Below are 25,706 nucleotides of genomic sequence, written 5' to 3' on the forward strand. Positions count from 1 at the left end.
GGTGAGGACCCCCCCGGATCGTGGCCGAGGGCATGCCTGCAGTGTTCGCGAGCCGCGTGGGGCGCTGGTATTCCGTGGTTTCCAGGAGCCTGGTCAGCGGCCGTCCCATGGACTTTCTGGTCGCTGTGAACTGCGTCCCGATGCCGATGGCTCCGCCGGTGACTTTCTCGACACGCAGCATGCGGGGTTGTACCTGGGCTCGTTCCGTTCGTCGGCGACGAAGTCGAAACCCTCACTGATTGGCCGGCCGATGACAATCTCACCGTGGATGCTGGTCATTATCCTGGCGCCTCCCGGCAACGTGCAGCAGTCTGTCCAGGGCCCAGTCCCAGCGGATCAGCTCCTGTTCCAGCCTGACGGACTGTCCGAACTGGTCACGGCCCAGCGCTTCATAGAGGGCCGACTCTTCAGTGGTCAGCCTACTCAGCGCAGCACGCGAAGGCGACGGTTCGGTGCCCCAGACATCGCGGTGTGCCAGCAGCGTGGCCTCGTCCATCAGCACGCTGACCACGTGCGGGTGCACGTCCCGGAGCTGGTCCAGGATCCGGAAGCCGTGGGTGTCCAGGTCACCCCAATACCAGACCTCGCAGCCGCGGAGCCACCCGGCCTCGCGCAGCGACGAAAACCCGTATCCGCCCCCGTACAGGGCCAGGCTGCCGGGGAGAGCGGGCAGGGCCAGGAAATTCACCAGGTTCTCGGTGACAATCACGCGCCGGACCGGCAGGTTCAGGGTGCTGAACGCCGCGGCCGTGACGGTCAGGTCCCGTGCCCCGCCCAGCAGCGGCATTCCGGCATCCAGCGCCCGGAACCGGACGAGCTCGGGCGGGTGCAGAAAGTGGTGCCGGGCGGCGAAGCGAGCCGCCGGCGTCCGGGCCGTTGCCCCGCCGAGCAAGGACCCCGGCTCCACGGGCACCTCCGGAAGGATCTCATCGTCCGCCAGGGCCTCACCTTCCGCGACGGCATTCTGAACCGGCACGGAGGCCTGCAGCTCCGCGGCCATTTCATCAATGACTTTTCGATGGTGCTCGACGAATTTGGTGTGCACCCCGGGCAGGCTGAGCTGCCGGACATACACGCCGGGGTCCTGGTTGTCCCGCAGCCAGAGGGCCGCCCGGGCGGCGGTCAGCGCGTCGCCACCGAGTTCCAGGAGCCGCATTGGCCGCCTCAGCGCCCAGGCACGGAAGGCAGCGTCCAGGGCCGTCAACTCCGCGGCGAGCCCACGGAACCGCGCGGCATCCTTCGACTTACCCACAAACCCAATCTCATCCTCCGCGGAAGCAAAGACCGCCGCGGCCGGCAGCAGGTTGGACCCGATGGTGGTCCTGCCCACCTCCGCGGTCTCCAGCGTGAAAGAACCCGCCGCCGCAAACAGCTCAGCCGCCCACGCACGGGCCGCAGCGTAGTCGCTCCGGAGGGTGGCCGCCGTCGGGCGCTTCAGCGGACGGCGGCGCGGATACACGCCGCCGGGTTCCAGCAGCTCGCGCAACAGCGCCCCGCTGTCCCAGGCCTTCTGCGACTGGGCACGCAGCATCGCCAGCGTGGTCCAGCCCTGTGCCCTACCGGCCGAGGATTCAGCCGGCACGCCGGTCCCGCTCGTCCCGGTACTCCTGGATGGTCATGTTCCGCAGCTGGGAGTCGTCACCGTGGGTGTTCGCCACGAAGCCGACGTGGGCCACAAACGGCTCAATCACATGGATCTTCTGCAGGGGAGTGACGATCAGCAGCTGGAGCTTCATCCGCTGGAACAGCTCCAGGCCGTACCGCGCGGATTCGTCGGACCCCCGGCCGAACGCCTCGTCAATGACGACGAACCGGAAGCTGCGGCCGGCGCCGGAATTCCTGCCGGCGCTCTTTCCGGGCCCCTGCCCGGAGCCGAGCCCGAACTGGAACGCCAGTGCGGCGGCGAGGATGGTGTAGGCCAGCTTCTCCTTCTGGCCGCCGGACTTGCCGCCCGAGTCGGTGAAGTGCTCGAACTCCTCCCCGGTCTCGGTCCACTTCTCGGACGCGGAAAAGGTGAACCAGTTCCGCACGTCCGTGACCTTGGCCGTCCACTTCTCATCCAGGTTGGTGAGTCCGTCCCGGCCCCGGAAACGCTCGATCAGGCTCGCCACCTGCAGGTACTTCTGCTCCGAGTACTGCTCCTCGTCGCCGATGGTGCCCTCCGAACAAGCCCGCAGGTCCATGCCGAACTGGCGGACGTCCAGGTCCGTGGTGTTCTGGTGCTCCAGCTGGATGTGCCGGCCGGGGTTGTACTCAATCCCGGCCAGGGAGAGGTTGATTTCGCCAATCCGGTTCACGATGTCCTGCCGGCGGCTGTCCAGGAAGGCGTTGAAGGCCACCACCTCATGGATGGTGTTCTGGTTGAGTGAGTCCTTAAAATGGGCTTCGAAGCGGGGCAGGTCGTTGCTGGCCAGCTGCTCCAGGAGCCGGGTGTAGTCCCCGGCGGCCTCGAGGGCGGCATCGATTTCGGTGGTCTCGTTCGGGTATTTGTTCCGGAAATCGGCCATCAGCCGCACCGTGGTTTCCGCCGTGCGGGCGATCCGTTTGACCAGCGCATCGATGATGTCCGTCAGCCCGGCCCGCACGGTGCTTTCCACCGCCGCGGTGTTCTTGTACGTCAGCGGGTTGTCCCCGAGCGCGCCGGCGGCAAGCGTGGCGACGGCGGCCAGCACACCGCCGTCGTCCGTCAGGGGCTGCTCAGCGAGGACAGCAGCGCATTCCTCGATCGCCGCGGCGATCTCCTTGGCCGCTTCCTCGTTGGCGCCGATCCGGCGCTGGAGTTTGTCCGCCTGGTCCTCCAGGCGCCCCAGCCGCCCGGCCATCTCCTGTTCCCGGGCCGTCAGCTGCTGCAGGACATCGCTGGCGGACTCGAGGTCGCTCTTCTCCTTTTTGAGGTCCTCGATGCGGCGTGCGGTGAGCTGCCAGCTGATCTCGGCGAAATCCGTCACGGACCGGACTGTTCCGAGCTGCTGGTTCTGCCGGCCGAGCGCCCCGAGGTAGTGGTCCACCTTGCCGAGCCGGGCGGAATTGCCCTGGAGCTGGCCGCGGACCTCGTCCTGCTCGGCAAGGAAACGGGTGACCTTGTCCTGGTTGTCCCAGCCGAGCACATAGTTGCGCCGGTCAGCCAGGTCCCTGCGGTCGTCCTTCTCATGCCGCCCGCGGCCGCCCTTGAGCTGGCCGTTGAGGGTCAGCGCCTTGGGGTACCGGCGGAAGTCCTCCAGGTTCGAACAGCAGAAGTAGTCGAACCGGCTGCTGAGCTCATCGAGGAGGAAGTCGCGGAACGGGGTTCCCGGCTTGATGGCGATCTTGGCCGCCAGCGTTCCCGGCTCGGCCGTTCGGGGTGAGGACGACTCGCCGATCTTCAGGTACACCAGCCGGCCCTTCAGGTTGTTGGTGTCCACCCACTGGCTCACGGCCTGGTAGTGCTCGGCGGGTACCAGCAGGGAGAGCGCGAAGCCGTGGAGGGTGCGTTCCGCGGCGCCCTCCCATTCGGCTTCCCCGTCGCGGACCCGCAGCAGTTCCCCGGCGTAGGGCAGCGCGTTCTCCGGTATGCCGGTGCCGTCGCACAGCCGGCGGCGGAGCTCCAGCTGGGGGCGCGGCAGCAGGTTGGGGCGGGACTGCAGGCTGGTCAGTTCGGCGCCGATCTCGGCGGCGCGCTCGGTGAGCGTGGTCCGTTCGATGGTCAGCGTGGTGCGGCTTTCCTGCAGCCCGCGGGAGTTCTCGGCGAGCTCTGCTTCCACCCCGGGGAGGCGGGCGCGGTTGGCGTCGAACAGCACCCGGTCCTCGGCGGGCGGCAGGCCCAGGCCGGCGGCGGCGTCCGTGTAGTTCTCGAAGCGCTGCCGCTGGGTGCGGGAGTCCCCGGCGAGGCGGGTGACCTCGGCGTCAATGGCGGCCAGCCGGCCGCCGCCGTTGCTGCGGATGTCCTCCTTGACGCCGGAAAGGTCGTGGCGCAGCGCGGTGATCGACATGGACAGCTTGCTGCCGTCCTCCCGCAGTCGGACCCCGGTGCCCGCCAGCTCCGCCTGGTGTTCCAGGCTCAGCGCCAGCTTCCGGTCCGTGAACCAGGGGTGCAGCTGGTCCCGCTGGGCCCGGGCGGTCTCGTCCTCACGGCTCAGGGCGGCGTGCTGGGCGGAGCCCTCCCGGATGGGCGTCAGGAGGCCGATCTGGTCCTTGGCGCGCAGCACGGCGTCGTGGGCCTTTTTCAGGTCGTCGAAGTGGTGGATCAGGTTGCTGATCCGGGCCTCCACGTCGTCTTCCTCGAGCATGTTGGTGCGCACGAAGGAGGTGATGTTCTCCACCTGCTTCATGGAGACCGTGCGGTGGAACAGCTCCATGGCCTGGTTCCCGCCGATGCCGAACTGCCGCTTGAACGCCGCCGCGTAGGGGTCGAAGGAGTCATGGACGCTCACACCCGCGGCACGGAGCTTCTTTTTCAGCTTCGCGGGGTCCTGGCCGAAGTTCGCAAAGTCCGCCGCGATGGACTGGTCCGTCTCGGCCAGCGAATAGAAGCGGCTGGGCTGGCCGGCCTCCTGCATGGCCCAGAGCGTGACGGCCAGGGTGACCGACTTGCCCAGCACCGCGTTGTGGAAAACGCCGAGCACCACGGTGAGGGTTCCGGTCCCGCGCAGGGCCACCGGCTTGGAGTATTCACCCCCGGCGCTGCGGGCGCTCTTGTGGAAGCCCCGGACGTAGGACATCAGGGTGCGTTCCTTCTTCTGCGCACCCGCGGCCTTGTTGTACTCGATCTTGTTCGCCGGCAGCAGCAGGGTGGTGATCGCATCCACCACGGTGGACTTCCCGGAGCCGATGTCGCCGGTGAGCAGGCTGTTGGCGCCGTCCAGGCGGAAGGTGCGGATCCCCTGGTGGAAGGTGCCCCAGTTGAGCAGCTCCAGGCGCTGCAGCCGGAAACCCGGGGGAGTCCCGGCGTCGTCCGCGGTCTCCAGCCCGGGGTCATCCAGGCTGAACAGGCTGTCCTGCAGCTCGGTGTTCAGTGCAGCGGTCATTTGCTGTCCCCTTCCGTTGCCGGGAGTCCGGTGCCGGTGCCGGTGCCGGTGAGCGACGAACGGTAGTCCGCCAGCCGCGCGTCGAACTCCTCCAGCCACTGCGCGTCCACGTACGCCTTCAGGATCCGGGCCACCTCGTAGGTGCCCGCCTGCCCGCGCAGTTTCCGCAGGAAACCCAGCTCCACGACCTTTTTGATGTTGGCGCCGAGCTGGTCCAGGATGCGGGCTTCGTTGCTGGACTCGGGCAGGAACACCGAGACCATGTCCGCGATTTCCTGCTCGGTCATGATGAGGCGGAGCTCGCTGGAGTTGGTGTCGAACTCCAGCATCCGGCCGCGCAGCAGGGCCAGCAGCAGGCTCACGTTGAACGTCAGCTGGCGCCGCGGGATCAGCCGGGGGAGGGTTCCGTCCGGGTCCTCCCGGGACTTCAGGAACGCGTACCCCTCGGACTCGTCCAGGATCAGGTCCAGCCCCAGCACGGACACGTAGTCGCGGACCTGGGAGGTCAGGGCAATCAGCGACTGCCAGATTTTCTCGTCCGCTTCGGCGTAGACCACGCCTTTGAAGAGACGGGTGACGACGCCGGGAAGCTCCTCCGGCGTCCGGGTGTCCGCTGTCCTGGTGTCCGGTGCTCCGGCGGGGTTCATGCTGGCCTTCCAAAGATGATCTGGTCGATGGTCGCCTCGCGGATGCTGCCGTCCGGCAGGTGCCAGGACAGTTGCTGCGTGGCTTCGGGGTTGATGCTGGCCCAGTCCGACTCGGTGGCGAGCTGGTAGTAGGCGACGATCTCGGCGAGGCCCTGCTGCAGCGGGTGGGCGTCGGTGATGTCCGCGAGGGTTGCCTGCTCCGCGCCGGCCAGGACGGCGTCGATGTTGGCTGTGAGCCGCTGCGGATCGACGTGGAACTGGCTGAACAGGGCACCGGCGTCCACGTCCGTGTCGTCGGCGGCCACGACGTCATCGTCCACCATCACCTTCCGGCTGGGCTCATAGAGGGGCCGTTCGAAGGGCAGCGCCACAGCCACGGACGGCGCGGCGATGTCCAGGAAGACGCCCGACGGCGGCGCCTCCCGGGTGCCCAGGGCGCCGGATTCGATACTGCGGATCAGCTGCATGATGCGTTTGTTTTCCAGGAAGACCTTGTCATCGAGCAGCCGGCGCATCTGCTGGGACAGCTGGCGGACCGTCGCCTGGGTCTGCTCGACGGCGGGCAGCCAGTCCTGGTGGAGGTTGGTGACGGCATTCAGGTTCTCGGTGCCGGAGAGCGCCTCGATCTGCGTGGCGCGCTGCAGCAGGTCGCGGAGTTCGGTGCGCAGCTGCGGGGACATGAGGTAGTCCCAGAAACCCTGGAACGTGCGGCCCTGGAGGGAGCTGCTGATGTCCTGCTGGTTGGCGAAGATGGTCTCCAGGAGATCGCCCTGGGACCCGTCCCACGTGGCGATCTGTTCGCGGACCTGGCGGTCCAGTTTCCGGAAGTTCTGCTCGACCTCCCGGAAGTCCGCGAGCAGGTCCTTGGCCAGGGAGGTCAGCTGCTGGAAGTGGTCCAGGGCCTCCGGGGCGCTCATGACCCGGATGTTGCCGTCCCGGATCCGCTGCATCTCCGCGTCGATGCCGTCCCGCTGCCGCTGGAGCTCGGCCAGCCGGACTTCCGGGTCCGTCTCCGACTGCTGGACCAGGGCTTTGAGGACGGCGAAGATGCTGGTCAGCCGCGACTGGGTGGCCACGAAGTCACGGCCGCGCAGGCTTTCCACCCAGTGCACCACGTCCTCCGCGGCGGCGGTGAGATCGTAGCGGGGTTCGTCCTGGCCGGGTACGTAGTATTTGCGCAGCCAGGCACGCTCGGGGGCGGCCCAGTCGTCGAGGTACTCGGACGCCGGGCGCGGGAACTTGTCCTCGCCGATGTCATCGCGGAGGCCGAACAGGACGTCGTCGAGGTGGTCGATGAGGTCCTGGCGGCCGATGTCGCGCTGGTTGGGCCCGGTGAAGGCCTTGATGAAGAAGGAGACGGCCAGCGGGGCGTTCTGTGCGCGCAGCAGCGACCATCCGGCGTGGTTTTCACGCAGCGAATTGATTGCGTAGTAGTCCATCGTGTCCTTGATGCGGGGGTGCTGAGGGTTAAGGCCTAAAGTACATGCGATCACAGACAAGCTGTGGAGGAGAAGCCGACGTGGCTATTTTAGTGTGGGGTGGGTCCGGGGGCAGCCTCCACCCTGCGATGACCCTACCGCTGGTTGATAGGCGCGACATGATCACCGGACAAAAGCTCATTCGGATGTCCGAATTCCCCGCAACAGCGCAGTTGTCGACCTGGTCCCCAATTTGGGGGCTTCGGACCCTACAAGGGACGGCCAGGAGCGCGCTTACTGGTAAGAAATATGTTCTCTTTCTTTGGGGGTCAAAGTGGACTTGATCGCATTCTTGTTCGGAATCATTATTGAATTCTTATCCAACGCGATGGGGAACTTCGGCAACCTTTTCTCACCGCTCAATGACTTTCGCGGCATCGTCGCCTTCTTCGCTGCCTTCGCCGTCATCCTTGGGTTCGGTCGCCTGCTGGCCTACTGGATCATTAGGCCCGAAGTCGTCGTGGACTCCGCCACTTTGCGATCACTCACTGCCATCTGGGCGTTTGGCCTCGCTTTTTCCGCTTTTTCCGCCGGGTGGTGGGCGTGGGGCGGCATTCCTGGCGGTGACGGTATTGGTATTTGGGTCGCCCCGTGCGCGGTGCTGTTTGCCGTCGTGGGCGCATTCCTTATGGCATACGGACTGGGGAGACGGCTCCGGGTTGAGGTCACGGTTACGGGGTCTGACGGTAGCTCCGATGCTGCCGGTTCCCAATACGTGCTCGCATCCATTGAGCAGATCGGAGCCGGTCGCCCGCGAGGCCTGACCTACCCGCATGGTTCTGACGCTTCCGCTTTTGTCAACGCTGTCCTCACGAGCGGCGCGACCAGCGACGCGCCGAAGTGGCTTTCAGCAATCTTGAACGTAGCGCGCGGGCTAGTGATCTTTCCTCCGCCGTGGCAGATTGAGGTGTCCCTACCGAACCCTGACACCGCCGCTGTCCGGATCACCAGGAACGGACGCAAGGCTGACACGGAACTCATTAACTACGCGTCGTTTCTCCCGTCATCTCCGAAGGAGCCCGCGGTCGCAGATGTCAAACGCGTACTCCTCAGCGGCGTTGCCGCATTCTCGCTTATGACGCTGACGCGTGCATATCCGGATCTAAGGGACGGACTCGCCGGGGCCACGAGTTGGCGGAGCGTTACACGCCAAGTCTTGGCCTCGTTGCCGCCATGGACCAACGATTCGGCCTGTCGCCGCTATCTCCTTGCCAAGGCGGTGGACGAAGACCCTGGCAATAAGGCGGCGTGGCTCGGGTACCTGGTGAACGGGCGTTTTGGAGGCTCGGAAAAGTCGCTGAAGTCCTTGACCGCGGCTCTGGAAGAACTCCGGAACTCTCTTGACGGCGAAGCTGACACGTCCCTCGATATGGCTCTGCGGATCCGGCTCCTGCATGTCCTGACAAATGGCTACAGCAACCTCAGGCTCAAGGTAACGAAAGACATGCAAGCTGCGGTGATCCATCAGGGGCTCGAGGCGGCTACGGCCTTGATGCAAGCCGTTGACCAGGCGAGCTCAGATCAATCCCTTGCCGGGACACGCGTGAGAGAATTCGCCCGGCGGATGCAGCCGGTGGCTGCACAGCTTTACCTGCACGTCCACCGACTCCAGGACGAGGTCGAAGGTCCGCTGGTGACACATACGCCGGACCTGAGTGCTCTCGCGAGGGAATGGGACACGGGAGACATCCGAACCAGGTCCCTCCAGTACCTCTACAGCCGTGCCTGCAACGCCCTTGAAGTGAATAGCGACCATTCGGGCGCTTTACGTGACCTCGAAATCGCGTTTGGACTGGACGACTTGAAGGATTTCGCCGCTTCCGATCCGTCGTTTAGAGCCCTCCGCTCGGATCCGGCCTTTATGGCCATGGCTTCAACGAGGCCACGCCTCAAATCTCTGGAAGGTTTTAAGGTTCATGCATCAGCGCTGGAATCCCAGGGTATCCACTCGCCCGCAGACCTGCTCAAGAGGTTCGGTTCGGACGGCCAGCAAGAATGGGCGAAGACCTTGAAAGTCTCCGAAGATACGGTTGAGTGGATGAAAGGACTCTGCACGCTTGAGGAATCCTGCCCGGATAGGGCCATGGCCATTGTGTGGACCAACCTGCTTGGCGAAGAAGACATCGACGATCCGGAAGCTCTTGTGAAGTTCGCCAATGCACTGGGGGACCCTTCCGACGATATTTACAACCGGTTGGTGGCTACCGCGGATTTGCGAAGCATTGATCCCCCTCGCCGGGAGGAGATCAGGTCCTGGGCTCGGACCCTCCTAGTCGCGCGTGGAGCTCGGCCTACGGTAGCGGAGACAGAGGGCGCGATCACTGTCCTTGGCATCCATCTATGAAAGGGAGCCCATAGCCGGTCCGCGACCGCCACTGTGACGGACCAACAGCACTCTTTTCGCGATTGCATCTGGCGCAGGCAGCGACGAAGTTCTGCAGGTTGGTCGTGCCGCCTTTGGACCATGGATAGAAGTGGTCGCCGTGCTCAGCAGGCCGGGCACAGCGGCGCCGGAATCCTGCCTCCATCTGCAGCTCTCAAGCCGGACCGGCGGCGTCGTGGGTTACGGGAGCCGAGGGCAGCGCCCGCCGCGCGTGGATGTTTGCCCCGATGACACCAGGATCAGTGCAGTGCGCCGAGAACCGAATGGGCGATCAGCATGTCGAGCCGCCGCACGTCCGCTTTCTTGCCCACCTTGATTTTGATGTGACCGGCACGCGTCCACAGCTCCAGTTCGGCGTCCATGTCGAAGGTGCCGGCGTTCTCGGAGGACCACATGTTGATGGCAGAGTAGGGCAGGGAGTACACCTCCACCTTCTTGCCGGTCATGCCCTGGGCATCGCGGACGATCAGTCGCTTGGTCGTGAAAATGGCGCTGTCGCGGAATGTCTTATAGGCGGCCACTGGTTGCTCACCGGGGACCATAAGCTCCATCGCATCTTTGGGGATCGGGCATTCGGCGACGAACATCCATGTGGTTATTGCTGCTGCTTCCAAGAGAGATCTCCTATGATTGTGGTGGGCATTAAGATTCGGATATGGGTGGGCAAGCCCATATCCCCCATTTGAGACGACCCCGCAAACCGCGCCCGAATGCCACGGCTTCAGATGCACGTGAACGTGCGGGCTGGTTGCCTTGCGGCCAATCCGGCTGTCCCTGCGCATCGGGGCGTGTGCGCCACCATATCCCTCAGGATTACGGCGTGGCTCCGGACTCGCCGCGAACCCCATGCCCACCACGAACCACCGGGGCTGGTTAGGCGACCTGCGATGTGCCCTCAGGCGGCTCTTCCGTCTGATGCCTACTGCCCGAAGGGGACCTTCTCCCAGCTCAGGACGCCTCCGCCGTCGCTGCTGTTTCCGGCAACCGTGAACCTGACGTAGTTGGTGGCGTTGACCGATCCGTCTACGGTGATGCGCTGCAGGTCATCCGCGGCGGGCTGGCCGTAGATGTCCAGCCAGGGTGAGCCCTCCGCCAGCGGCTGGTTCTCGGCAAAGACGTGGCTGTCGCCGTTGATGAGGTAGACCGGGCGGTCGAAGCGGTTGGTCTCTTCAATGATGGCCGCCACGATCTCACGGAATCCGGAGACCGTTTCCGGGTTGGCGGTGGCCGCAGCGAGCAGCGACGGATCGAACATGTCGGCTTGGGTCATCAGCACCACGGCGCGGTCGTTGCGGCGCTCCGCGTCAGTGAACGTGGCGCGTATCTGGTCCAGGACGGCATCCGTCCGGTGCTCAACTTCGGCCAGCTGCTCGGGCGTGGCTGTGGTTTCACCCAGGCCGGTCCACGGCTGCAGCGAATTGTTGCTGCCCTGAATGTTCGCCACGGAGAAGGCCACGCGGTTCTGGGTGAAACGGACATTTTCCGGAAGCCCAAGGTTCTCCTGGGTCTTGACAGGCATGGTGGCGCCCAGGGTCCTGCCGGGCTCGTCGAAGAAGACATCCCGCAGCTTGTCGAGCCGTTCCAGCGGGTTGTAGGCGCCGTTGTTGGTGCGGTGGCAGTCCACCCATTCGTTGTCGCCCGGGGTGAAGACCAGCGGGTGCTCGAAGGTGTCGAACTGCGTGCGGATGTTCTCGAAGTACTCGTCCGAACAGACCGAGGAGCCGTTCTTAATGTCGCCCACATGGGTGACGAACTTCAGCGCGCTGTCGGCGTTGATGGCCTGGATGCGGGCGGGGAACTTCGCGATTTCGGCCTCGCCGTAGGGGATGTCGCCGATCACGCCGAACGTGAACGCCTGGCTGTCGGCGGTGTTGTCGGCGGCGGTGGCGGTGGCGGACTGGGACGCAATGAGGCCCAGCGCCAGGACGGCTGCCGCCGTCGTCGTTTTGATGGTCTTTGAAGGCATGACGGTGTTCCTCTTCATTGCGGGGTTGGGCAAGAGGCGTGCGGCTCAGGCCGCGCGGACGGTCAGGAACTGCTGCAGCGCGGCGAGGTCGTCGGTGTTGATGTGGTCCACGCCAGCGTCGAAGAGTTCGTTCCAGACGGCTTCGCGGGCGGTGCCGGGCATGTCCGGGGTGGCCCAGAAGCGGACGTGGTAGCCATTGGCATGCGCCTCGGCCACGTAGGCGTGAAGCTTGGCGCGCTCGGCCTCCGGCATGGGGCCCACGCCCTGCCAGGTGAAGAGTTTGGTCCAGTTGTCGCTGACCAGCGGCATCAGGCCGGCAGGCTTTCCGGAGGTGAGGTCTGCGGAGCGCCCGTCGTAGAAGCTGAAGCGCTTTTCCTGGGCCTGCATGGTGGCCAGCGGGCGGTTTCCGCTGATGACCGCGGTGACCGGGCCGGTCTTGGTGGAGCCGTGGCTGTAGCGGCTCATGATATCGCGGTGCTCGGCCAGTTCCTTCTCAATGGCGGCATAAGTGGCCTCCCCTTCACTTTTGATGTCGATCAGAAGCTGCAGGCTGCCATCCCACTTCGGGTAGACGCTGTGGCCCTGGCCGCGGACCAGGTCCTGGAGAGGATCGAGGTAGAGGCTCTCGAGCGTAACGCCGGGCGTGGCGTTCTCACGGTCGTGTGCCACCAGGAGTTCGCCGTCGACCAGCCACACGTCTGCTTCCACGCTGGTGAAGCCATGCTCCAGCGCATCGAACAGGGGACGGTCATGCTCATAGTCGTTGTGCGCATGAGCCTGGGCGAGCGGCTGGCCGAGGACCACGGACGCCGGCGCGTGGGCGGCGGAGGGATTCGCGGCCGACGGGGCGGCGATTCCGGTCAGGGAGGCAAGGGCCACAAGGGCTGTGACGGCGCTATTCAGGAACACGGGGTTCTCCTTGGTACAGCTGGGGTCGATTCATATCCCAGGCGACGGTGTGCTGGGCGGAGGTGCGTGAAAAGACTTCCTGTTGCGGAAGAACGGGCATGGCCCCACCGGTTTCGGGACGGTGAACGTGAGGCGTCGTTTGGGCTCGTCGGGGTCACCGCCCTCCGTACAGTGCGGGAGAGGCGGTGCCAACGCGCTCCTCGGCCCTCGCCGTCCCGCGGGCTAGGATCGCGGTATGGGGACAACAGAGGACTTGTTTGAAGGGCAGCCCACTGGTTTGCCGGTACCGATGTCACGAGGCAGCGCGCTGTACCGGAAAGCTTCGGGCCCCGCGGTGAGGGTCATGCACGTTGGCGGCTATGCGCCCTTCGTTGAATTCTGTGCCGGCCTCGGAGTGCGGGCCGAAGAACTGGCCTCCGACCCCGAAGGGCTCATTTGGTTCCTGCGCAAGTCCGGCTCCCGGATTGAAAACGACAACACGCTCCGTGCAGCGGCGGCGGTCTTCGCCGGGAACACCATCGCCGCGCTGAGACCGGACGCGGAGTGGACCGCCTACGAAGGGGCCGCTCCCACGGTGGGCAACCGGCAGGCGGGGTTCGAGGTGGACCGCCTGCTCGAGGGCCTGCGCATCGCGGACGACGACGCGGTGCGTGGGCTCGTCTCCATGCTGTTGGACTGGGCCCAGGCAGAGCCGGATGAGCCGCCTGCAGAGCCGCCCCGCCCGGTACCCCCGACGGCAGGACAGCCTCGCTACGTCCGGCCTGACCTGCCGACGGCCACCTACTACTCCCCTCAGGGGGAGCCCATTCCCTATGGCCGGCATTGGGGGGCGGACGGGCCCGACCCGGATTCCTACAGCGTGGACAGCCACCCCGAGCGGTTCGCCGGGCTCCACGACGTCGCCCGTGCCCTGATCGGCCACCTCACTGCCGTGTACGACGTCGACGTCCAGGATGATCCGGTCCTTGCCGGGGAGCTGCTGATGCAGGGGCCGGGCGCGCTGCAGGCGGTCAAAATCACCCCGCGGGATCCCGGAGCGGCGGCCCTGACGATTGTGCTGACCGTGTACCCGGGAGTGATGGTGCACGCCGGGGTGCTGCATGACTTCGCGTTTCCGGTCTGCGGCTGCGACGCGTGCGACGAGACGGTTGAGACAACAGCGGAGCGGCTGGAGCTGCTGGTGCTCTCGGTCGCGGCCGGCGGTTACAGCGAACGCTACCCGGTGGGCCGCAAGCGGTGGAGCGAATACGCTCTGACCGCGTTCGACGGTTCCGGTTCGGAAAGCGGTCAGGGCGAACCCGCCCCGGCCAGTGCTGAGCGCCTGCACGACGCAGAGATCCGGCTGCGGGAGGCGGCCGGCGGGTGGAGTCCGTGGCCGCCGCGCCGGAGCTGAAGCCGGAACTCGGGCATCGAGCTGATCGCCTATCCCGGCGCCTACTACCTCGCCGCCTCACTCGAGGACGGTTCCACGGTCGACGTCGGCAGTGAACTGGCATTCGACCTGGCCATCGACGTCAGCGGCGACGCCGAGGACGGGTCGCTCCTGAACGAGACGAAAGCTGCCGCTGAACCCTCCGAACAACCCTCCGGGACGGCCTCCGGACAGTCCCCGGCAGCGCCCGGCGCCGGCACCGCGCAGGCGGCGTCGACGTCGGACAGTGCAGGCCCGCTGTGGTGGGGACCTGGCATTGCCGGACTGCTGGCAGCGGCCGCCGGAACGTTCGTGTTTCTCCGGCGCAGATCATCCCGGCGGAACGCGGGATAGCCGGTTCGGGGCCCTTCCGGAGTCCGCCAGCCAGGAGGGCGAATATAACGAACTGGTAACATTGGACTGATGCGGTCTAATTCTGGTTCAACACGAGTCACGCAGCTGGATGGCCTCAGGGGGATTGCCGCCCTGGTGGTTGTCGTCTGCCATGTCCTGTCTACACTCCCGGGAATCGGGAACGTTGTTTACGGCGACCGATCCGCGGGACTCAACACCGCGGAGACGTGGGCCGTCTTCTCGCCCCTGCACGTCCTCTGGAACGGGACTCCGGCTGTCCACGTCTTTTTTGTGCTCTCGGGTTTCGTCCTGGTCCTGCCGTTCACCAGGCCGGGGGCGGCCGGGAAGTGGGCACAGTACTACGCCAAGCGTTTTTTCCGCCTCTACCTGCCGGCGTGGGCGTCCCTAGTGGTGGCCGTTGTGTTGATGCTCAGCATTCCGCGGTCGGCGTCGCCGTTGCAGAGCCCGTGGGCGGACATGTACGTGACCGACCCCAGCGTGGGCCAGGTCCTTAAGGATGGACTGCTCCTGCTGAATGCCAGCACCATCAACACCCCGTTGTGGTCCCTCAAGTGGGAAGTGGCGTTCTCCCTCCTGCTCCCGGCCTACGTCCTCATCGCCCTCCGCTGGCGGCGTTTCTGGCACGTGAAAATCGGCTTTGCACTGTTGCTTGCCGTCGTGGGGGCCCTGCTGCATCTGGAGTGGCTGTCCTATCTCCCGATTTTCGCCATCGGGGCGGTCTTCGGCGTTGAGCGTGAGCGGATCCGTGCGCTGACCCAGACCTGGCCCCGGTCCGTCTGGTTCTTTGTGGCCGCCGCGGGTCTTTTCCTGGCCAACGCGGAATGGATCAGCCCCGCGCAGCCGATCCCCGGCGTCGAGGCCGTTGTTACGGTGGGCGCGACGCTGATCGTCCTGCTGTTTGTGTCCTGCCGCTCGGCCAAGAGGCTCGGTGACACGGCCGTCGCGCAGTGGCTGGGACGCGTGTCCTTCAGCCTTTACCTGGTGCACCTTCCGATCATCCTGGCCGGCGTCACCTTGCTGCGATCCGTCTCGCTGCCCCTGGCGCTCGCCGTCTCCGTGGCCGTCGCGTTCGTGATCGCCGAGCTGTTCTACCGCTTTGTGGAACAGCCTGCCCAGCGGCTGTCGATGGCCGCGGGGCGCGCCGTGGGGCGCCGGACCCGCCGCGACGCCCCGGATGCCGCGCACGCCCCGGCCGTCCCGGACAGGCTGGACAGCCCGCCCGTCCGGGCCCTGGCCGAGGCGGGGTCGGGGCGCCGCGGGTAAAGAGCCCGGCAGGCACCGGAAATGGCGTGAACAGATGGAGTCTGGCCGACCCCTTGGGAAGCCTGCACGTAATGTGCCGACAGGCCCTATCCGGCCAGTGCAGATTGGAGCACGATACTCCCCATGAAAAGAATCGTCACAGCTAGCCTCGCGGCGGCAATCATAGGCTGCGGTGCAATCGCAGTGGCAGCCCCAAGCAACGCAGTGACCACGAGCAGCGCGGCGACCCAGTCATCACCCCTCGCGGGGCAAATCATGGTCAAATTCCGCGACAATGGCCCGGCAGCCGGCGTACTGCGCCAGCACGGCCTCACGGCGGGTCCCGGTATCGGCAGCACTGGCGCCCAACTCGTCACGGTACCGGCCGACAGGGAGCTCCAGGTTCTAGAGGGCTTGAGCCGGAACCCGGCAGTTGAGTACGCCGAGCCGGACGAGCCCGTTGCTGCCGCTACGGCTGACGAGTATTTCCCCCGCCAGTACGCCCTCCAAAACAATGGCCAACCCTTTGATAACACCGCCGGCACCTACTCTGTAGCCGGCGGCACAGCAGACGCTGATGTCGACGCCGTCGAGGCGTGGGGCGTCACGACGGGCAGCGGCATCAAAGTCGCCGTTCTCGATTCAGGTGTCGCCAGTGACAACGTCGACATCACCCCAAAGGTTGTTGCCCGCGCCAACTTCACCAACGGGACAACCGGTGAGGACAACTATGGGCACGGCACCCATGTGGCCGGTATCGTCGCCGCCACCGCCGACAACACGGTTGGAGTTGCCGGCGTGTGTCCGGGATGCACCATCCTGGACGGCAAAGTCCTCAACGACAGCGGGGTTGGCTCCAGCTCGAGCCTTGCGAACGGCATCAACTGGGCCGTCAATAACGGTGCAAAGGTTATCAACATGAGCCTCGGGGTGCGGGCATCACGCACCCTCGAAGCTGCCGTCAACAACGCCTGGAGTAAGGGCGTCGTGCTCGTTGCCGCAGCAGGCAACGGCAGCAACCAGGCCAAGATCTACCCAGGCGCATACCCCAACGTCATTGCCGTCGCCGCCACCGACAACACCGACGCCAAAGCATCGTTCTCAACCTATGGAGCCAGCTGGGTGGACGTCGCAGCACCCGGAGTCAATATCTACTCAACATTCCCAAACCACACGTTTGTCCTCGGGACGCAGAACAACCGCTCCTTCGGCTACGACCTCGGCAACGGGACCTCCATGTCCTCACCCATCGTCGCGGCAACTGCCGCGCTCGCCTGGAGCTCCCACGCCGGCGCCACGAACATGTCAGTCCGCGCAAACATCGAGACAACTGCCGACAGACTTCCCGGCACGGGCACCTACTGGGCGCATGGCCGTGTGAACGCCAACAACGCGGTCCGGTAGTCCGCGTCGCCCACCCAGTGGATCGGCCCGTGCGGCCGGGCGGAATAAGGGGACTGCCGCTGGGGGGCGCTGCCCTCCCGGACCCCCCAGCGGCAGTTCGCGGGGAACCTACTCCGAGGTGCGGGTGGTCTGCTCTGCGAGGGTGTCCCAGAAGGACGTGTCGGCGGTGGCGATCGACCCGTCGGCAACGGCCCGGGCCGTTGCGTCCAGGGTGACCACGGTCTGCCTGATCAGGTAGCCGTTGCTCTTCTGGCCGAGCACGGCGGAGTCCCTGGTGTTGTCCGACATTCCGCGCATCTCGAACAGGAGGGTCGAAATGCCGTATTCCACCGCGATGCCGTTGCGGCTGATGGTTTCGGCATCTCCGCCGACGTACCTGCCAAGGTGGCCCCACCCGGTGGAGTCGACGGCGTCGAACACCACGGAACCGAGGCGCTTGGATCCTTCAAGCACGGCCGGGTCGACGTTGGGGGTGGTGGGGTAGAGAATCGAGCCCGACACCAGTTCCCCGTCCCTTTCACTCTGCGTCCCCTGGTGGTGGAGATCGATCATGTAGTCGATGTCGTAGGCACGCATCACGTTATCGTGCAGCGCCTGCGTCTCCGGCTCGAGCTTGTTCACGTGGTCGCGGTTGAGGTCCACGTTGTTCGCATTGGTCCGCGTCAGCGTCCTGCCGCCGTCGGCGATGTAATCATCCAGCGCGAAGTCGACGTCTCCCATGGCACCGTCGGGGTTGAGCATGGGTACCACCAGGATGTTCACGCCGTCGAGCACTCCCTGGGCCTTGCCCGTGCCCAGGTGCTTGATGAACTCCAGCGCACCCTCCGTGGTCAGCTGTTCGTTGCCATGCTGTTGCGTCAGGTAGAGGATGGTCGGGTTGTCCGGGTTGGTAATGTACTTCGCCAGGTACAGGTCACGGCCCTTGACCGACTGGCCGATCACTTCGAGCTCCAGCGCGGACTGGCGGGCGTCCTGCTTCCTTAGTTCAGCGACCACCTCGTCGTAGGAGCGCAGGATCGAGGTATTGATGGTTTCGTTGCCACCGTAATTGGGGCCCTCGCCCACAGCAAAGGCCGGAGCAGCGGCGGTTGCGCCAGTTGTCAGCAAGACGGCCAGCGAGAGTGCAGCGAATTTTCTGGGTGCGTTCAACTTGTTCCTCCAAAAAGTGGATGTGACAAGATGAGTCAAATGCCACCGCGTAGTTGTGTCAAGCAATTGTTCGTGCTGCTGCGCCGAAGCCATCCGGGTCCGGGAGACCGTTCGCCGGCTCTTGAAAAGATCCTGGTCACCGTGATGTGATCGACCTCGGCGGCACCTGCATCGCCCGCGTCATCGAAGTGCTGATTCCCGTCCGGCTCCGCCTCCGGGGCGCACTTGGCTCCGGTCTTACAGGCTGCTGATGAAAGGCCCCTCACGATGAAAGCTGTTCAGATCGCATCCCGCGGATCTTCTCTTGAAGTTGCCGAGCGCGACGTCCCCGAGATCCCGCGCGGTCACGTCCTGAATAGGTCGCCTCATTTTAGCGGTGCTGCGGGACCGGTCTTGAGCTTGCCAACCGCTTCCGCCAGGCGCACCCGGACGATCCCACCCCCGCTGGTGGCGACCATTTTTCCCCCGGCCCGGTCCGCAGTCGGTCTGGTCCTCGCTGCCGTCCCGTTCGCCGCGGTGCTCGGCCGTCCACACACCATCTCGTCCGCAGGAGGGACATCATGAGAACACTGATTCGTTGGACTGTTGGCCTGATCGTGGTCATCCACGGCCTCATTCACCTGATGGGTGTGGTGGAGGGATTCGGGTGGGCCGACGTGTCGCAGCTCACCGAGCCGATCAGCGCGTCGATGGGGGTCGCCTGGCTGGTCGCCGCGGTCGTGGTGGTCGCCGCCGGTGTGATGTTGTTGGCCGGGCTCCGCTGGGGGTGGGCGGTCGCCGGGCTCGCTGCGGTCGTCTCCCAGGCGGTAATCGTCACGTCGTGGACCGACGCCAAGGCGGGCACAGCCGCCAACGTGCTGCTGGCGCTCGCCGCGGTGTACGGGTTCCGCGCGAACGGTCCGACCAGCTTCCGGGCCCGGTCCCGGCGTCTCGCCGATGAAACGGTCCGGTCCGCGCTGTCGGTTGCCGGTCCTCCCGGCTCGCTGGTGACCGACTTCGATCTGGCCCATCTGCCGCTGCCCGTGGCCGGCTACGTGCGCGCCGCCGGTGCGGTCGGGCGACCTCACGTGGTCGGTTTCCGGGCTGACATCAGGGGTCGTATCCGTGCAGGCGCGGACAAGCCGTGGATGCGGTGGACCGGGGAGCAGACCAACACGTTCGGTCCCGAGCCGAGCCGGGTGTTCTTCATGGACGCGACCATGAAGGGGCTCCCCACCGACATCCTCCACGCCTACGTCGGCCCCGCGGCGACGATGCAGGTGCGGCTCGCATCGCTGCTGACCCTCGTCGATGCCCATGGCCCGGAGATAGACCAGGCCGAGACGGTGACGCTGCTCAATGACCTGTGCGTGCTGGCGCCCGCTGTGCTCGTCGACGCGCCCATCGAGTGGACACCCATCGACGATCGCCACGTGAGTGCCACGTTCACCAACGCCGGTCACACCGTGAGCGCCGTGCTCACGTTCAACGACAACCACGAACTCGTCGACTTCGCCTCCGACGACCGGCTGGCGGCATCGCCCGACGGCCGCACTTTCACGCCGAGAACCTGGTCCACCCCCGTCACCGACTACCGCAGTTTCGACGGCCGGCGTATCGGCGCGTCCGGCAGGGCCCGGTGGCATCCCGCCGACGCACCCAGCTTCGACTACCTCGAGTTCCACACTGACGACATCACGTACCTCGAGCCCGGTCCTGGCACTTGATCGGGTGGGCGTGGCAGAGCGAGTATTGGGACGATGAACGCACCCTCGCGATCACGATCGCCGCTCCGTCGCCGCTGGTCTGGCCGTGGCTTGTGCAGGTCGGTTGCACCCGTGCGGGGTGGTACAGCCATGACCTGCTCGACAACCGCGGCCACCGGAGTGCCACGACCATCGAACCTGCCTGGCAGGACCTGCACGTCGGACAGTGGGTGCCCATGGTGCCGAAGCCGCAGCCCACGGAGCGGACTGCGTTCCGAGTCGATTCGTTCGAGGTCGATCGCTGGCTGCTGTGGACGAAGCCGGACTCGACGTGGTCGTGGCAGCTGACGCCGTCCAGCGATGGCGGTAGGCGCCTCGTCAATCGCATCCAGGCCCTCTACGACTGGCGATCTCCTCTGAGCGCGTCGCTCAGCGTGGTCCTGCTGGAGTTCGGCGACTTCGCGGTGAACCGCCGGATGATGCGCGGCATCAAGACCCGAGCCGAGTCCCTCGTCACTGAACGCGAGGGATGACGAGATGACTGAGCCGACTCTCAGCGCGCCGGCACGCCGGCCATTGCCCTCAGGCTAAGAACCGGCGGCACGGCCTTCCACAGTCGAATGCCTCCGAGCAGCCACGGCACTGCCCCCGCATGAACTCGGCCATCCCGCCGTCGACGTTCAGGCCTGGAAAGGTGGAGTTCTCACCGTGGGAGTCCTGACCTGAACGGCACGGCAGGCACAGCCCGCACGTGACCAGCGGGTGCCGGCGGTGTGGACCGGGTCACAACCGGAAAGAAGAGGGGTTATCACGCGGCGAGAACGGGCCGCGGACCGAACGCGACGGCGGCCCGCGGTGAGGTGCGGGGCTAGGCAGCCTGGTTGAAGCGGACTATGTTCCCGGACGGGTCGCGGAAGGCGCAGTCGCGCGGGCCCCAGGGCTGGACGATGGGTTCCTGGAGGACCTCCGCGCCGGAGGCCCGGACGGCCTCGAACGTGGCGTTGAGATCGTCGGTGCGGAACACGAGGACGGGGAGGGCGCCCTTGACGAGGAGTTGTTGGAGGGCATCGCCGTCGTCCTGGGAGCGGCCGGCGTGCGGAACGGACGGCACGAGCTCCAGATCGGGTTGGGCCGCGCTGCCAAGGGTGACCCAGCGCTGCCCGTCGGAGCCGACGTCGTTGCGCACTTCCAGGCCGAGCACGTCCCGGTAGAACGAGAGCGACTCGTCGAGGTCATTGACAGTGATTTGCGAGTACTGCAGTGAAATGTTCATGTCTTCCACGCTAGGTCAGCGGCTAAGGGGGCGCTTCTTCAATCCTGCTCGCTTTGCGCTCGGGCCGTGTCCGCAGCCGGGCGATGCATGACGGCATGGCCCTCACCGCGTGATGCTGCCGAGTCCGGTATTCACTCGGCGGCATGCCGACGATCTCGGCGAACCGTGAGCTGAACGATCCCAGCGAGGTACAGCCGACCTCCATGCACGCATCCGTCACGCTGGCACCGGACCGCAGCAGTGCCATGGCGCGTTCGATCCGCCGGGTCATGAGGTAGGTGTAGGGCGTCTCGCCGTAGGCCGCTTTGAACTGACGGGAGAAATGCGCCGGGGACATGAGGGCACCGGCGGCCATGGTGGGCACATCCAGTGGCCGGGCGTAGTCACGGTCGATCAGGTCCCGTGCCCGGCGCAAGTGCGCCAGGTTGGCCAACTCCTGCGGTGTCATTCCGCCATTCTAGAACCGGACGCGTCCCTGTAAAGCCTCTAATGCGCCGCCGCCGGCACTGGTGGTAATCCGTACCGGAAAACTCCTGTAGAGTTGATCTTGTTGTTGTTGTGTTTATGCAGTTCGTAGTTCAGGCAGTACGCAAGGTTGAAAGACCTTGTTCTTCTGAAGCAGCGGTTTTGAGCACCCCACACAGGAGGACCCGAAAGTCGGGACTTTTCCTCCACCTTCACGAAGGACAAAAAATAATGGCTACTGGTACCGTCAAATGGTTTAACGCTGAAAAGGGCTTCGGCTTCATTTCCCCCGATGACTCCTCACAGGACGTCTTCGCACACTACTCCGCGATCGCCTCTTCCGGCTTCCGCTCCCTCGAAGAGAACCAGAAGGTCTCCTTCGAAACCGAGCAGGGCCCCAAGGGTCCCCAGGCCGTAAACATCCAGGCTCTCTAAGACTTAGCTTTCAGCTAACTCTTCTGAGTCCGGAACCTTACAGGTTTCGAGCAGGGTCCGTCTTTGACGGGCCCTGCTTTTGTTTAACCCGGGCGTGCTGCTTCATCAGCGCCTATCCGGCGGCGCGGTAGTCGAGGACCAGCGTGGCCGGGAGGGGCGCCGTGAGCATGTCCACGCTCATCCCGTGCAGGTTCGCCAGATGCTCGCGGAACCACACGTCATAGGGATCCGCCGACGCGGCGAGCGTCTGGTAGGCCTTGGCCAGATCCTCGGCCTCGTGGAAGATGCAGGTGAAGTCCCCCTGCGGGGTCTGCACCAGGCTGGCGACTTCCGGCACCAGGCCCATGCGGGCCCGCGAGGCTTCGTGTTGCTCCCGCCGCGGGCCCTTCAATTCCTCGACGTGCGCCTTCCACTCCTCCAGTTTTCCCGGCAAAATCGGCGCGAACCATGTAATGCATTCCATGGCAGATGTCCTTCCACAGTAGTGAGCACGGTGGCATTCCCATCGGTACAGCTGCATGTTAGTCCCGCGGACGACGGCGGGACAGGGCTTCCGGAACCGGCTCCGGACCCGCCCAACCGCGGCAGGCTCACGCGGAAACCCGCTGCCGCCGGGCCAGGAACGCCGTCGCGCCGGGTTGTCGATTTCCTTCGCCAGCCAGGGCACGGCCTGGGCGGCGGCCCCGTCACCGAGCACCGCCCGGTGCGACTGTGCCCGGACCACGAACTCCCGCATGCCGCTGCTGCTGGCCAGCGCGGCCAGCCGCTCCACGACCTGTGAGGCCCGCGGCGAACCCGTGGCGATGGTGACTTCCGCCGCGACATCCAGCAGCCGGGCCGTGTACCAGAGGTACCACGGCGTAGGGTCCAGTCCCCGGTCGATCCAGTGCTCGGCGGCAGCCAGGTTTCCGTGCGCCAGGAACAGCCGGGCCTCGGCACCGGAGGCCAGGGCCATATAGGAGTGGTCGCCCGCCAGCTCCAGGTCCCCGCGCAGCAGATGCACGCGCCCCAGCAGCGCCTCGCTGAATGCCTGCTGCCGGCGGTTCCCGACCGCCCGGGCCAGTCTCCTGGACTCGGCGAAGGCGGCCACCGCATCCCCGTAGTGGGCGGTGTCCGAGGCCAGCATGCCCTGGATCGCGAGGATCCTTCCCTGCTCGTCCGGGATGCCCGCGCCGCCTGCATCGCCCGGTCCAGCCAGCCGGCCGCGCGGTCCGGAACGCCGCGCTGCACGGACAGGCAGCCCAGCTCGCGGAATGCCGCGGCGGCAGTGCGGGAGACGCCGTCGGGCGCTTCCGCCGACAGCGCGCGGTGCAGGAAATCGGCGACCTCTTCGAGCCCCCGGTCCACGGCGCCCGCCGACAGGGAGGCGCTGCCGACGTCGAGATAGGAACGGATGGTGGCCGCGGTCGCGGTGATCCTGGGGCCGGCGGCAGGCGCGGCGTCGGACAGGGCACGCCGGACCAGCCGCAGCGGGTCCCCGGTGATGGCGACACCGTCCAGGGTCCGGCGCAGCGCCGACAGGTACCAGCGCAGGGCACCCAGGGGATCCGCGGCGTCCGGGAACAGCAGGGTGGCGGTCCGGGAACGGCTGATGCCGTCCGGCTGCAGGGCAAGGCAGGCCAGCACGGCCCAGGCCTTGCGGCCCTTGGGCTGTGGGGGAGTGGTGCCGGGGGACTCGATCCTGGGCGGACCGAGGAGCCGGATCCATGTCTCGGCCATAGGAGGAACTTTACGCCGCAGGTCCCGCCAGCGTCTCGGGGTATTCAGCCGCGGGTATTCAGCCGCGGGGTATTCACACGGTTGCTCACACGGCGGCACCGCCACGGTCCGCGCCACGGTCCGCGCCATGGTCAGGGACGGACGCGGGCACACCCCCGTGGTGCGGTCCACGGAGTCATGGTCAGCCGGCAGCGCTGCCCAGCGAACCCTTCACGTCGTCCCTGTCCTGGTACCTGCCGGGCTCGCGCGTCCAGTAGAGCACGACGGCGGAACGCCGGCAGCGCTGCCGGCCTCCCGCCGTCGTGCTGTGCCGCGTTCCGCCGCCGTCTGCCCTGGCGGCTACCGGCCCTTGGGCATGATGATCCACAGCACGATATAGGCGAGTTCGCCGACGCCGAACAGGCCGAAGAACACGAAGCCGATGCGGACCAGCGTCCTGGGGATGCCGAAGCGGTCGGCGAGGCCTGCACACACGCCCGCGATGATCTTGCCGTTCCGGGGCCTAACCAATGATCGTTCCATCCAGCCAAGGTAGCAGTGTGACCCGGTCAAGAGAACAGCCCCGCAAGAGCGGGACTGCCTTCGCCCACCCGGCGGCTGGCGAGCCCAACGCCTGGTTCCGGCCGGGCGCGTGGATGCGGTAGCCGCGCCACTCCGGTTCCAGACGGCGGGGCTCTGGCAGGATAGCCAGCATGGAATCCCCGGCCCCTGCCCTTCCCGCGTCAGTCCCCGCCTTCGACCTCCGCGTCAGCATCAAGGACACCGAGCCCGAGATCTGGCGCCGGCTGCTGGTCCCGGAGACCATCACCGTTCAGGAACTGCACCGGGTGCTTCAGACGGCCTTCGGCTGGGAAAACCGCCACCTTTTTGGCATCCGGTGTGTGGACCGGCTCGGCCAGCCCCGCGTCATCATTGGCCCCGACGACGCGGCGGAGGAGATGGGCGACGAGCCGGCTTCCGGCGTCGTGCTCCTTGACCTCCTGGACGCGCAGCAGTCCGGATCGAGCACCGTTGAGTACGAGTACGACTTTGGTGATGCGTGGACGCACACCGTTGACGTGATGGGGCCGGCCCAGTTGCCTGCCGCTGCCGTGCGCTGCATCGGCGGCGCCAACCGGGGCCCGGTGGAGGACTCCGGCGGGACCTACGGCTATGCGCGCCTCATTGAAGCCCTGGCCGATCCCTCGGACCAGGAGCACCAGGAGCTCTCCGACTGGTACAAGTTCGCGACGGGCCAGGATGCCGGCACCTTCGAGCCGGGCGCGTTCGACGGCGCCGCGCTCAACAGCCGTCTGGACGGACTGGCGCAACGCCTCTGGCCGGAACCGCCCACGGACCAGGAGATCGAGGCCGTGATCCGTCCCGTGCAGTGGCTGCTGAACCGGGCGGGCTCCGACGGGCTGCAATTAACCCAGGACGGCTATCTCAAACCTGCCGTGGTCAGCGCGGCCGTGCGCGAACTTGGGTGGTCCTATCGCTGGCCCGGGGCTGCGAACCGCGAAAGCCAGACCCTCCCCGTTCTGCTGCTCCGGCAGCAGCTTCAGGCCTGGAAAATGCTGCGGAAGAGCAAGGGGCGGCTGGTCCTGTCACCGGCCGGCCGCAAAATGCACGACGGCGGCCGACCGCTGTGGGACCACCTCGCCGAGGCCGTTGCCTTCCCGGCGGACAAGGCGACGGCCGTTGCGACCCGCATGGCGATCCATTGGCTGCTCGAGGGCTCCATGCCGTCATGGGACCAGCGGCAACGGATCATCGCAGACACCCTGACCTCGGCGGGGTTCCGGATGAAGGGCGGGGCTCCGGTGCCACTGGATGCCGCCCAGGACCTCGACCGGGAAGTGCGCCGGGCACTGGACTGCCTGCAGCTGAAGGTTCCGGAACGCACGTTCAGTGACGCGCCGGTTCTAACGGACGGCGGACGGAAGTTCCTCCTGCAGGTCCAGGGGTTGCTCGACGGCGTGTGACGCGTGCCAGGTCCGCCGCCGCGAAAGTGAGCCAGTACACAGAAAACTGATGTCCTCATTTCGGTTCCCGGTAGGCCTGCCGGCCTGCGGGTTTCCGTGTGGTGGCGGGGTTTTTGGGGGTGTGGGGGTGGTGGTGGGGGTGGATTTGTGTCTGGTCGGTGGGGTGTGTAGAGTAGTTCGAGTCGCCGCCGCTGATGC

General features: G+C 66.1%; 21 protein-coding genes. 8 read left to right on the plus strand and 13 right to left on the minus strand.

Annotated features, from left to right (window positions below; translation table 11 throughout):
• Nucleotides 1–259 precede the first annotated feature (259 nt).
• The 4 genes from ACZYX4_RS15190 to ACZYX4_RS15205 are packed head-to-tail and all read right to left on the minus strand — an operon-like array spanning nucleotide 260 to nucleotide 7,089.
• Nucleotides 260–1,582 (minus strand): Wadjet anti-phage system protein JetD domain-containing protein, encoded by a 1,323-nt coding sequence (locus ACZYX4_RS15190; protein ID WP_463877323.1) that lies wholly within the window; start codon nucleotides 1,580–1,582, stop codon nucleotides 260–262.
• A complete protein-coding gene (locus ACZYX4_RS15195; protein WP_463877325.1) occupies nucleotides 1,572–5,003 on the minus strand; it encodes an ATP-binding protein in 3,432 nt (1,143 codons plus the stop codon). Before ACZYX4_RS15195 ends, ACZYX4_RS15190 begins: the two co-directional genes overlap by 11 nt.
• Nucleotides 5,000–5,650 carry a DUF4194 domain-containing protein gene (locus tag ACZYX4_RS15200; RefSeq protein ID WP_463877327.1) on the minus strand — a complete coding sequence of 217 codons (651 nt, stop codon included), beginning with the start codon at nucleotides 5,648–5,650 and terminating at the stop codon, nucleotides 5,000–5,002. The genes ACZYX4_RS15195 and ACZYX4_RS15200 overlap by 4 nt, the downstream gene beginning before the upstream one ends.
• Nucleotides 5,647–7,089 (minus strand): DUF3375 domain-containing protein, encoded by a 1,443-nt coding sequence (locus ACZYX4_RS15205; RefSeq protein WP_463877330.1) that lies wholly within the window; start codon nucleotides 7,087–7,089, stop codon nucleotides 5,647–5,649. The genes ACZYX4_RS15200 and ACZYX4_RS15205 overlap by 4 nt, the downstream gene beginning before the upstream one ends.
• 313 nt (nucleotides 7,090–7,402) lie before the next feature.
• Here ACZYX4_RS15205 and ACZYX4_RS15210 point away from each other — a divergent pair, with 313 nt between their 5' ends.
• Nucleotides 7,403–9,472 carry a hypothetical protein gene (locus ACZYX4_RS15210; RefSeq protein WP_463877332.1) on the plus strand — a complete coding sequence of 690 codons (2,070 nt, stop codon included), beginning with the start codon at nucleotides 7,403–7,405 and terminating at the stop codon, nucleotides 9,470–9,472.
• Here ACZYX4_RS15210 and ACZYX4_RS15215 read toward each other — a convergent pair.
• The 4 genes from ACZYX4_RS15215 to ACZYX4_RS15230 form a co-directional block, all read right to left on the minus strand.
• Nucleotides 9,447–9,656 carry an HNH endonuclease gene (locus ACZYX4_RS15215; protein ID WP_463877335.1) on the minus strand — a complete coding sequence of 70 codons (210 nt, stop codon included), beginning with the start codon at nucleotides 9,654–9,656 and terminating at the stop codon, nucleotides 9,447–9,449. The two genes, ACZYX4_RS15210 and ACZYX4_RS15215, sit on opposite strands and share 26 nt — an antisense overlap.
• Nucleotides 9,657–9,750: 94 nt before the next feature.
• On the minus strand, nucleotides 9,751–10,125 hold the full coding sequence (locus ACZYX4_RS15220) for a PH domain-containing protein (protein ID WP_463877338.1): 375 nt from the start codon (nucleotides 10,123–10,125) through the stop codon (nucleotides 9,751–9,753).
• A 305-nt stretch (nucleotides 10,126–10,430) separates the two neighbouring features.
• Nucleotides 10,431–11,477, minus strand: coding sequence for a hypothetical protein (locus tag ACZYX4_RS15225; RefSeq protein WP_463877341.1), 1,047 nt, complete (start codon nucleotides 11,475–11,477; stop codon nucleotides 10,431–10,433).
• 45 nt (nucleotides 11,478–11,522) lie between these two features.
• Nucleotides 11,523–12,386 carry a phosphatidylinositol-specific phospholipase C/glycerophosphodiester phosphodiesterase family protein gene (locus tag ACZYX4_RS15230; RefSeq protein WP_463877343.1) on the minus strand — a complete coding sequence of 288 codons (864 nt, stop codon included), beginning with the start codon at nucleotides 12,384–12,386 and terminating at the stop codon, nucleotides 11,523–11,525.
• 343 nt (nucleotides 12,387–12,729) lie between these two features.
• Here ACZYX4_RS15230 and ACZYX4_RS15235 point away from each other — a divergent pair, with 343 nt between their 5' ends.
• The 3 genes from ACZYX4_RS15235 (at nucleotide 12,730) to ACZYX4_RS15245 (ending at nucleotide 16,818) form a co-directional block, all read left to right on the plus strand.
• Entirely contained in the window at nucleotides 12,730–13,779 is a 1,050-nt protein-coding gene (locus tag ACZYX4_RS15235) for a DUF6226 family protein (RefSeq protein WP_463877374.1), read from the plus strand.
• A 441-nt stretch (nucleotides 13,780–14,220) separates the two neighbouring features.
• Nucleotides 14,221–15,435 (plus strand): acyltransferase family protein, encoded by a 1,215-nt coding sequence (locus ACZYX4_RS15240; protein WP_463877346.1) that lies wholly within the window; start codon nucleotides 14,221–14,223, stop codon nucleotides 15,433–15,435.
• A 204-nt stretch (nucleotides 15,436–15,639) separates the two neighbouring features.
• Nucleotides 15,640–16,818 (plus strand): S8 family serine peptidase, encoded by a 1,179-nt coding sequence (locus tag ACZYX4_RS15245; RefSeq protein WP_463877348.1) that lies wholly within the window; start codon nucleotides 15,640–15,642, stop codon nucleotides 16,816–16,818.
• A gap of 108 nt (nucleotides 16,819–16,926) precedes the next feature.
• On the opposite strand, the gene ACZYX4_RS15250 is transcribed toward ACZYX4_RS15245, so the two are convergent.
• On the minus strand, nucleotides 16,927–17,967 hold the full coding sequence (locus ACZYX4_RS15250) for a M14 family zinc carboxypeptidase (protein WP_463877351.1): 1,041 nt from the start codon (nucleotides 17,965–17,967) through the stop codon (nucleotides 16,927–16,929).
• 560 nt (nucleotides 17,968–18,527) lie between these two features.
• Between ACZYX4_RS15250 and ACZYX4_RS15255 the strand changes: the two genes are divergently transcribed.
• Both ACZYX4_RS15255 and ACZYX4_RS15260 read left to right on the plus strand, forming a co-directional pair.
• Nucleotides 18,528–19,673 carry a DUF6544 family protein gene (locus tag ACZYX4_RS15255; RefSeq protein ID WP_463877354.1) on the plus strand — a complete coding sequence of 382 codons (1,146 nt, stop codon included), beginning with the start codon at nucleotides 18,528–18,530 and terminating at the stop codon, nucleotides 19,671–19,673.
• A gap of 92 nt (nucleotides 19,674–19,765) precedes the next feature.
• Nucleotides 19,766–20,185 carry a hypothetical protein gene (locus ACZYX4_RS15260; RefSeq protein ID WP_463877357.1) on the plus strand — a complete coding sequence of 140 codons (420 nt, stop codon included), beginning with the start codon at nucleotides 19,766–19,768 and terminating at the stop codon, nucleotides 20,183–20,185.
• A gap of 335 nt (nucleotides 20,186–20,520) precedes the next feature.
• Here ACZYX4_RS15260 and ACZYX4_RS15265 read toward each other — a convergent pair whose 3' ends face one another.
• Nucleotides 20,521–20,925 carry a VOC family protein gene (locus ACZYX4_RS15265; RefSeq protein ID WP_463877359.1) on the minus strand — a complete coding sequence of 135 codons (405 nt, stop codon included), beginning with the start codon at nucleotides 20,923–20,925 and terminating at the stop codon, nucleotides 20,521–20,523.
• A 22-nt stretch (nucleotides 20,926–20,947) separates the two neighbouring features.
• The gene (locus ACZYX4_RS15270; RefSeq protein ID WP_463877361.1) at nucleotides 20,948–21,373 is read right to left on the minus strand and encodes a helix-turn-helix transcriptional regulator; all 426 of its coding nucleotides are present in this window, start codon (nucleotides 21,371–21,373) and stop codon (nucleotides 20,948–20,950) included.
• Nucleotides 21,374–21,621: 248 nt separating this feature from the next.
• Here ACZYX4_RS15270 and ACZYX4_RS15275 point away from each other — a divergent pair, with 248 nt between their 5' ends.
• Complete coding sequence (locus tag ACZYX4_RS15275; RefSeq protein WP_024365339.1) at nucleotides 21,622–21,825, plus strand: cold-shock protein; 204 nt, start codon at nucleotides 21,622–21,624, stop codon at nucleotides 21,823–21,825.
• Nucleotides 21,826–21,937: 112 nt separating this feature from the next.
• Here the strand turns inward: ACZYX4_RS15275 and ACZYX4_RS15280 are convergent, their stop codons facing one another.
• Both ACZYX4_RS15280 and ACZYX4_RS15285 read right to left on the minus strand, forming a co-directional pair.
• Complete coding sequence (locus ACZYX4_RS15280; RefSeq protein ID WP_463877364.1) at nucleotides 21,938–22,951, minus strand: hypothetical protein; 1,014 nt, start codon at nucleotides 22,949–22,951, stop codon at nucleotides 21,938–21,940.
• A 932-nt stretch (nucleotides 22,952–23,883) separates the two neighbouring features.
• Complete coding sequence (locus ACZYX4_RS15285; protein WP_463877365.1) at nucleotides 23,884–24,066, minus strand: PspC domain-containing protein; 183 nt, start codon at nucleotides 24,064–24,066, stop codon at nucleotides 23,884–23,886.
• A 170-nt stretch (nucleotides 24,067–24,236) separates the two neighbouring features.
• On the opposite strand from ACZYX4_RS15285, the gene ACZYX4_RS15290 reads away from it, so the two are divergent.
• On the plus strand, nucleotides 24,237–25,508 hold the full coding sequence (locus ACZYX4_RS15290; protein WP_463877368.1) for a plasmid pRiA4b ORF-3 family protein: 1,272 nt from the start codon (nucleotides 24,237–24,239) through the stop codon (nucleotides 25,506–25,508).
• Nucleotides 25,509–25,706 lie beyond the last annotated feature (198 nt).

Source organism: Pseudarthrobacter leeuwenhoeki, assembly GCF_055412885.1.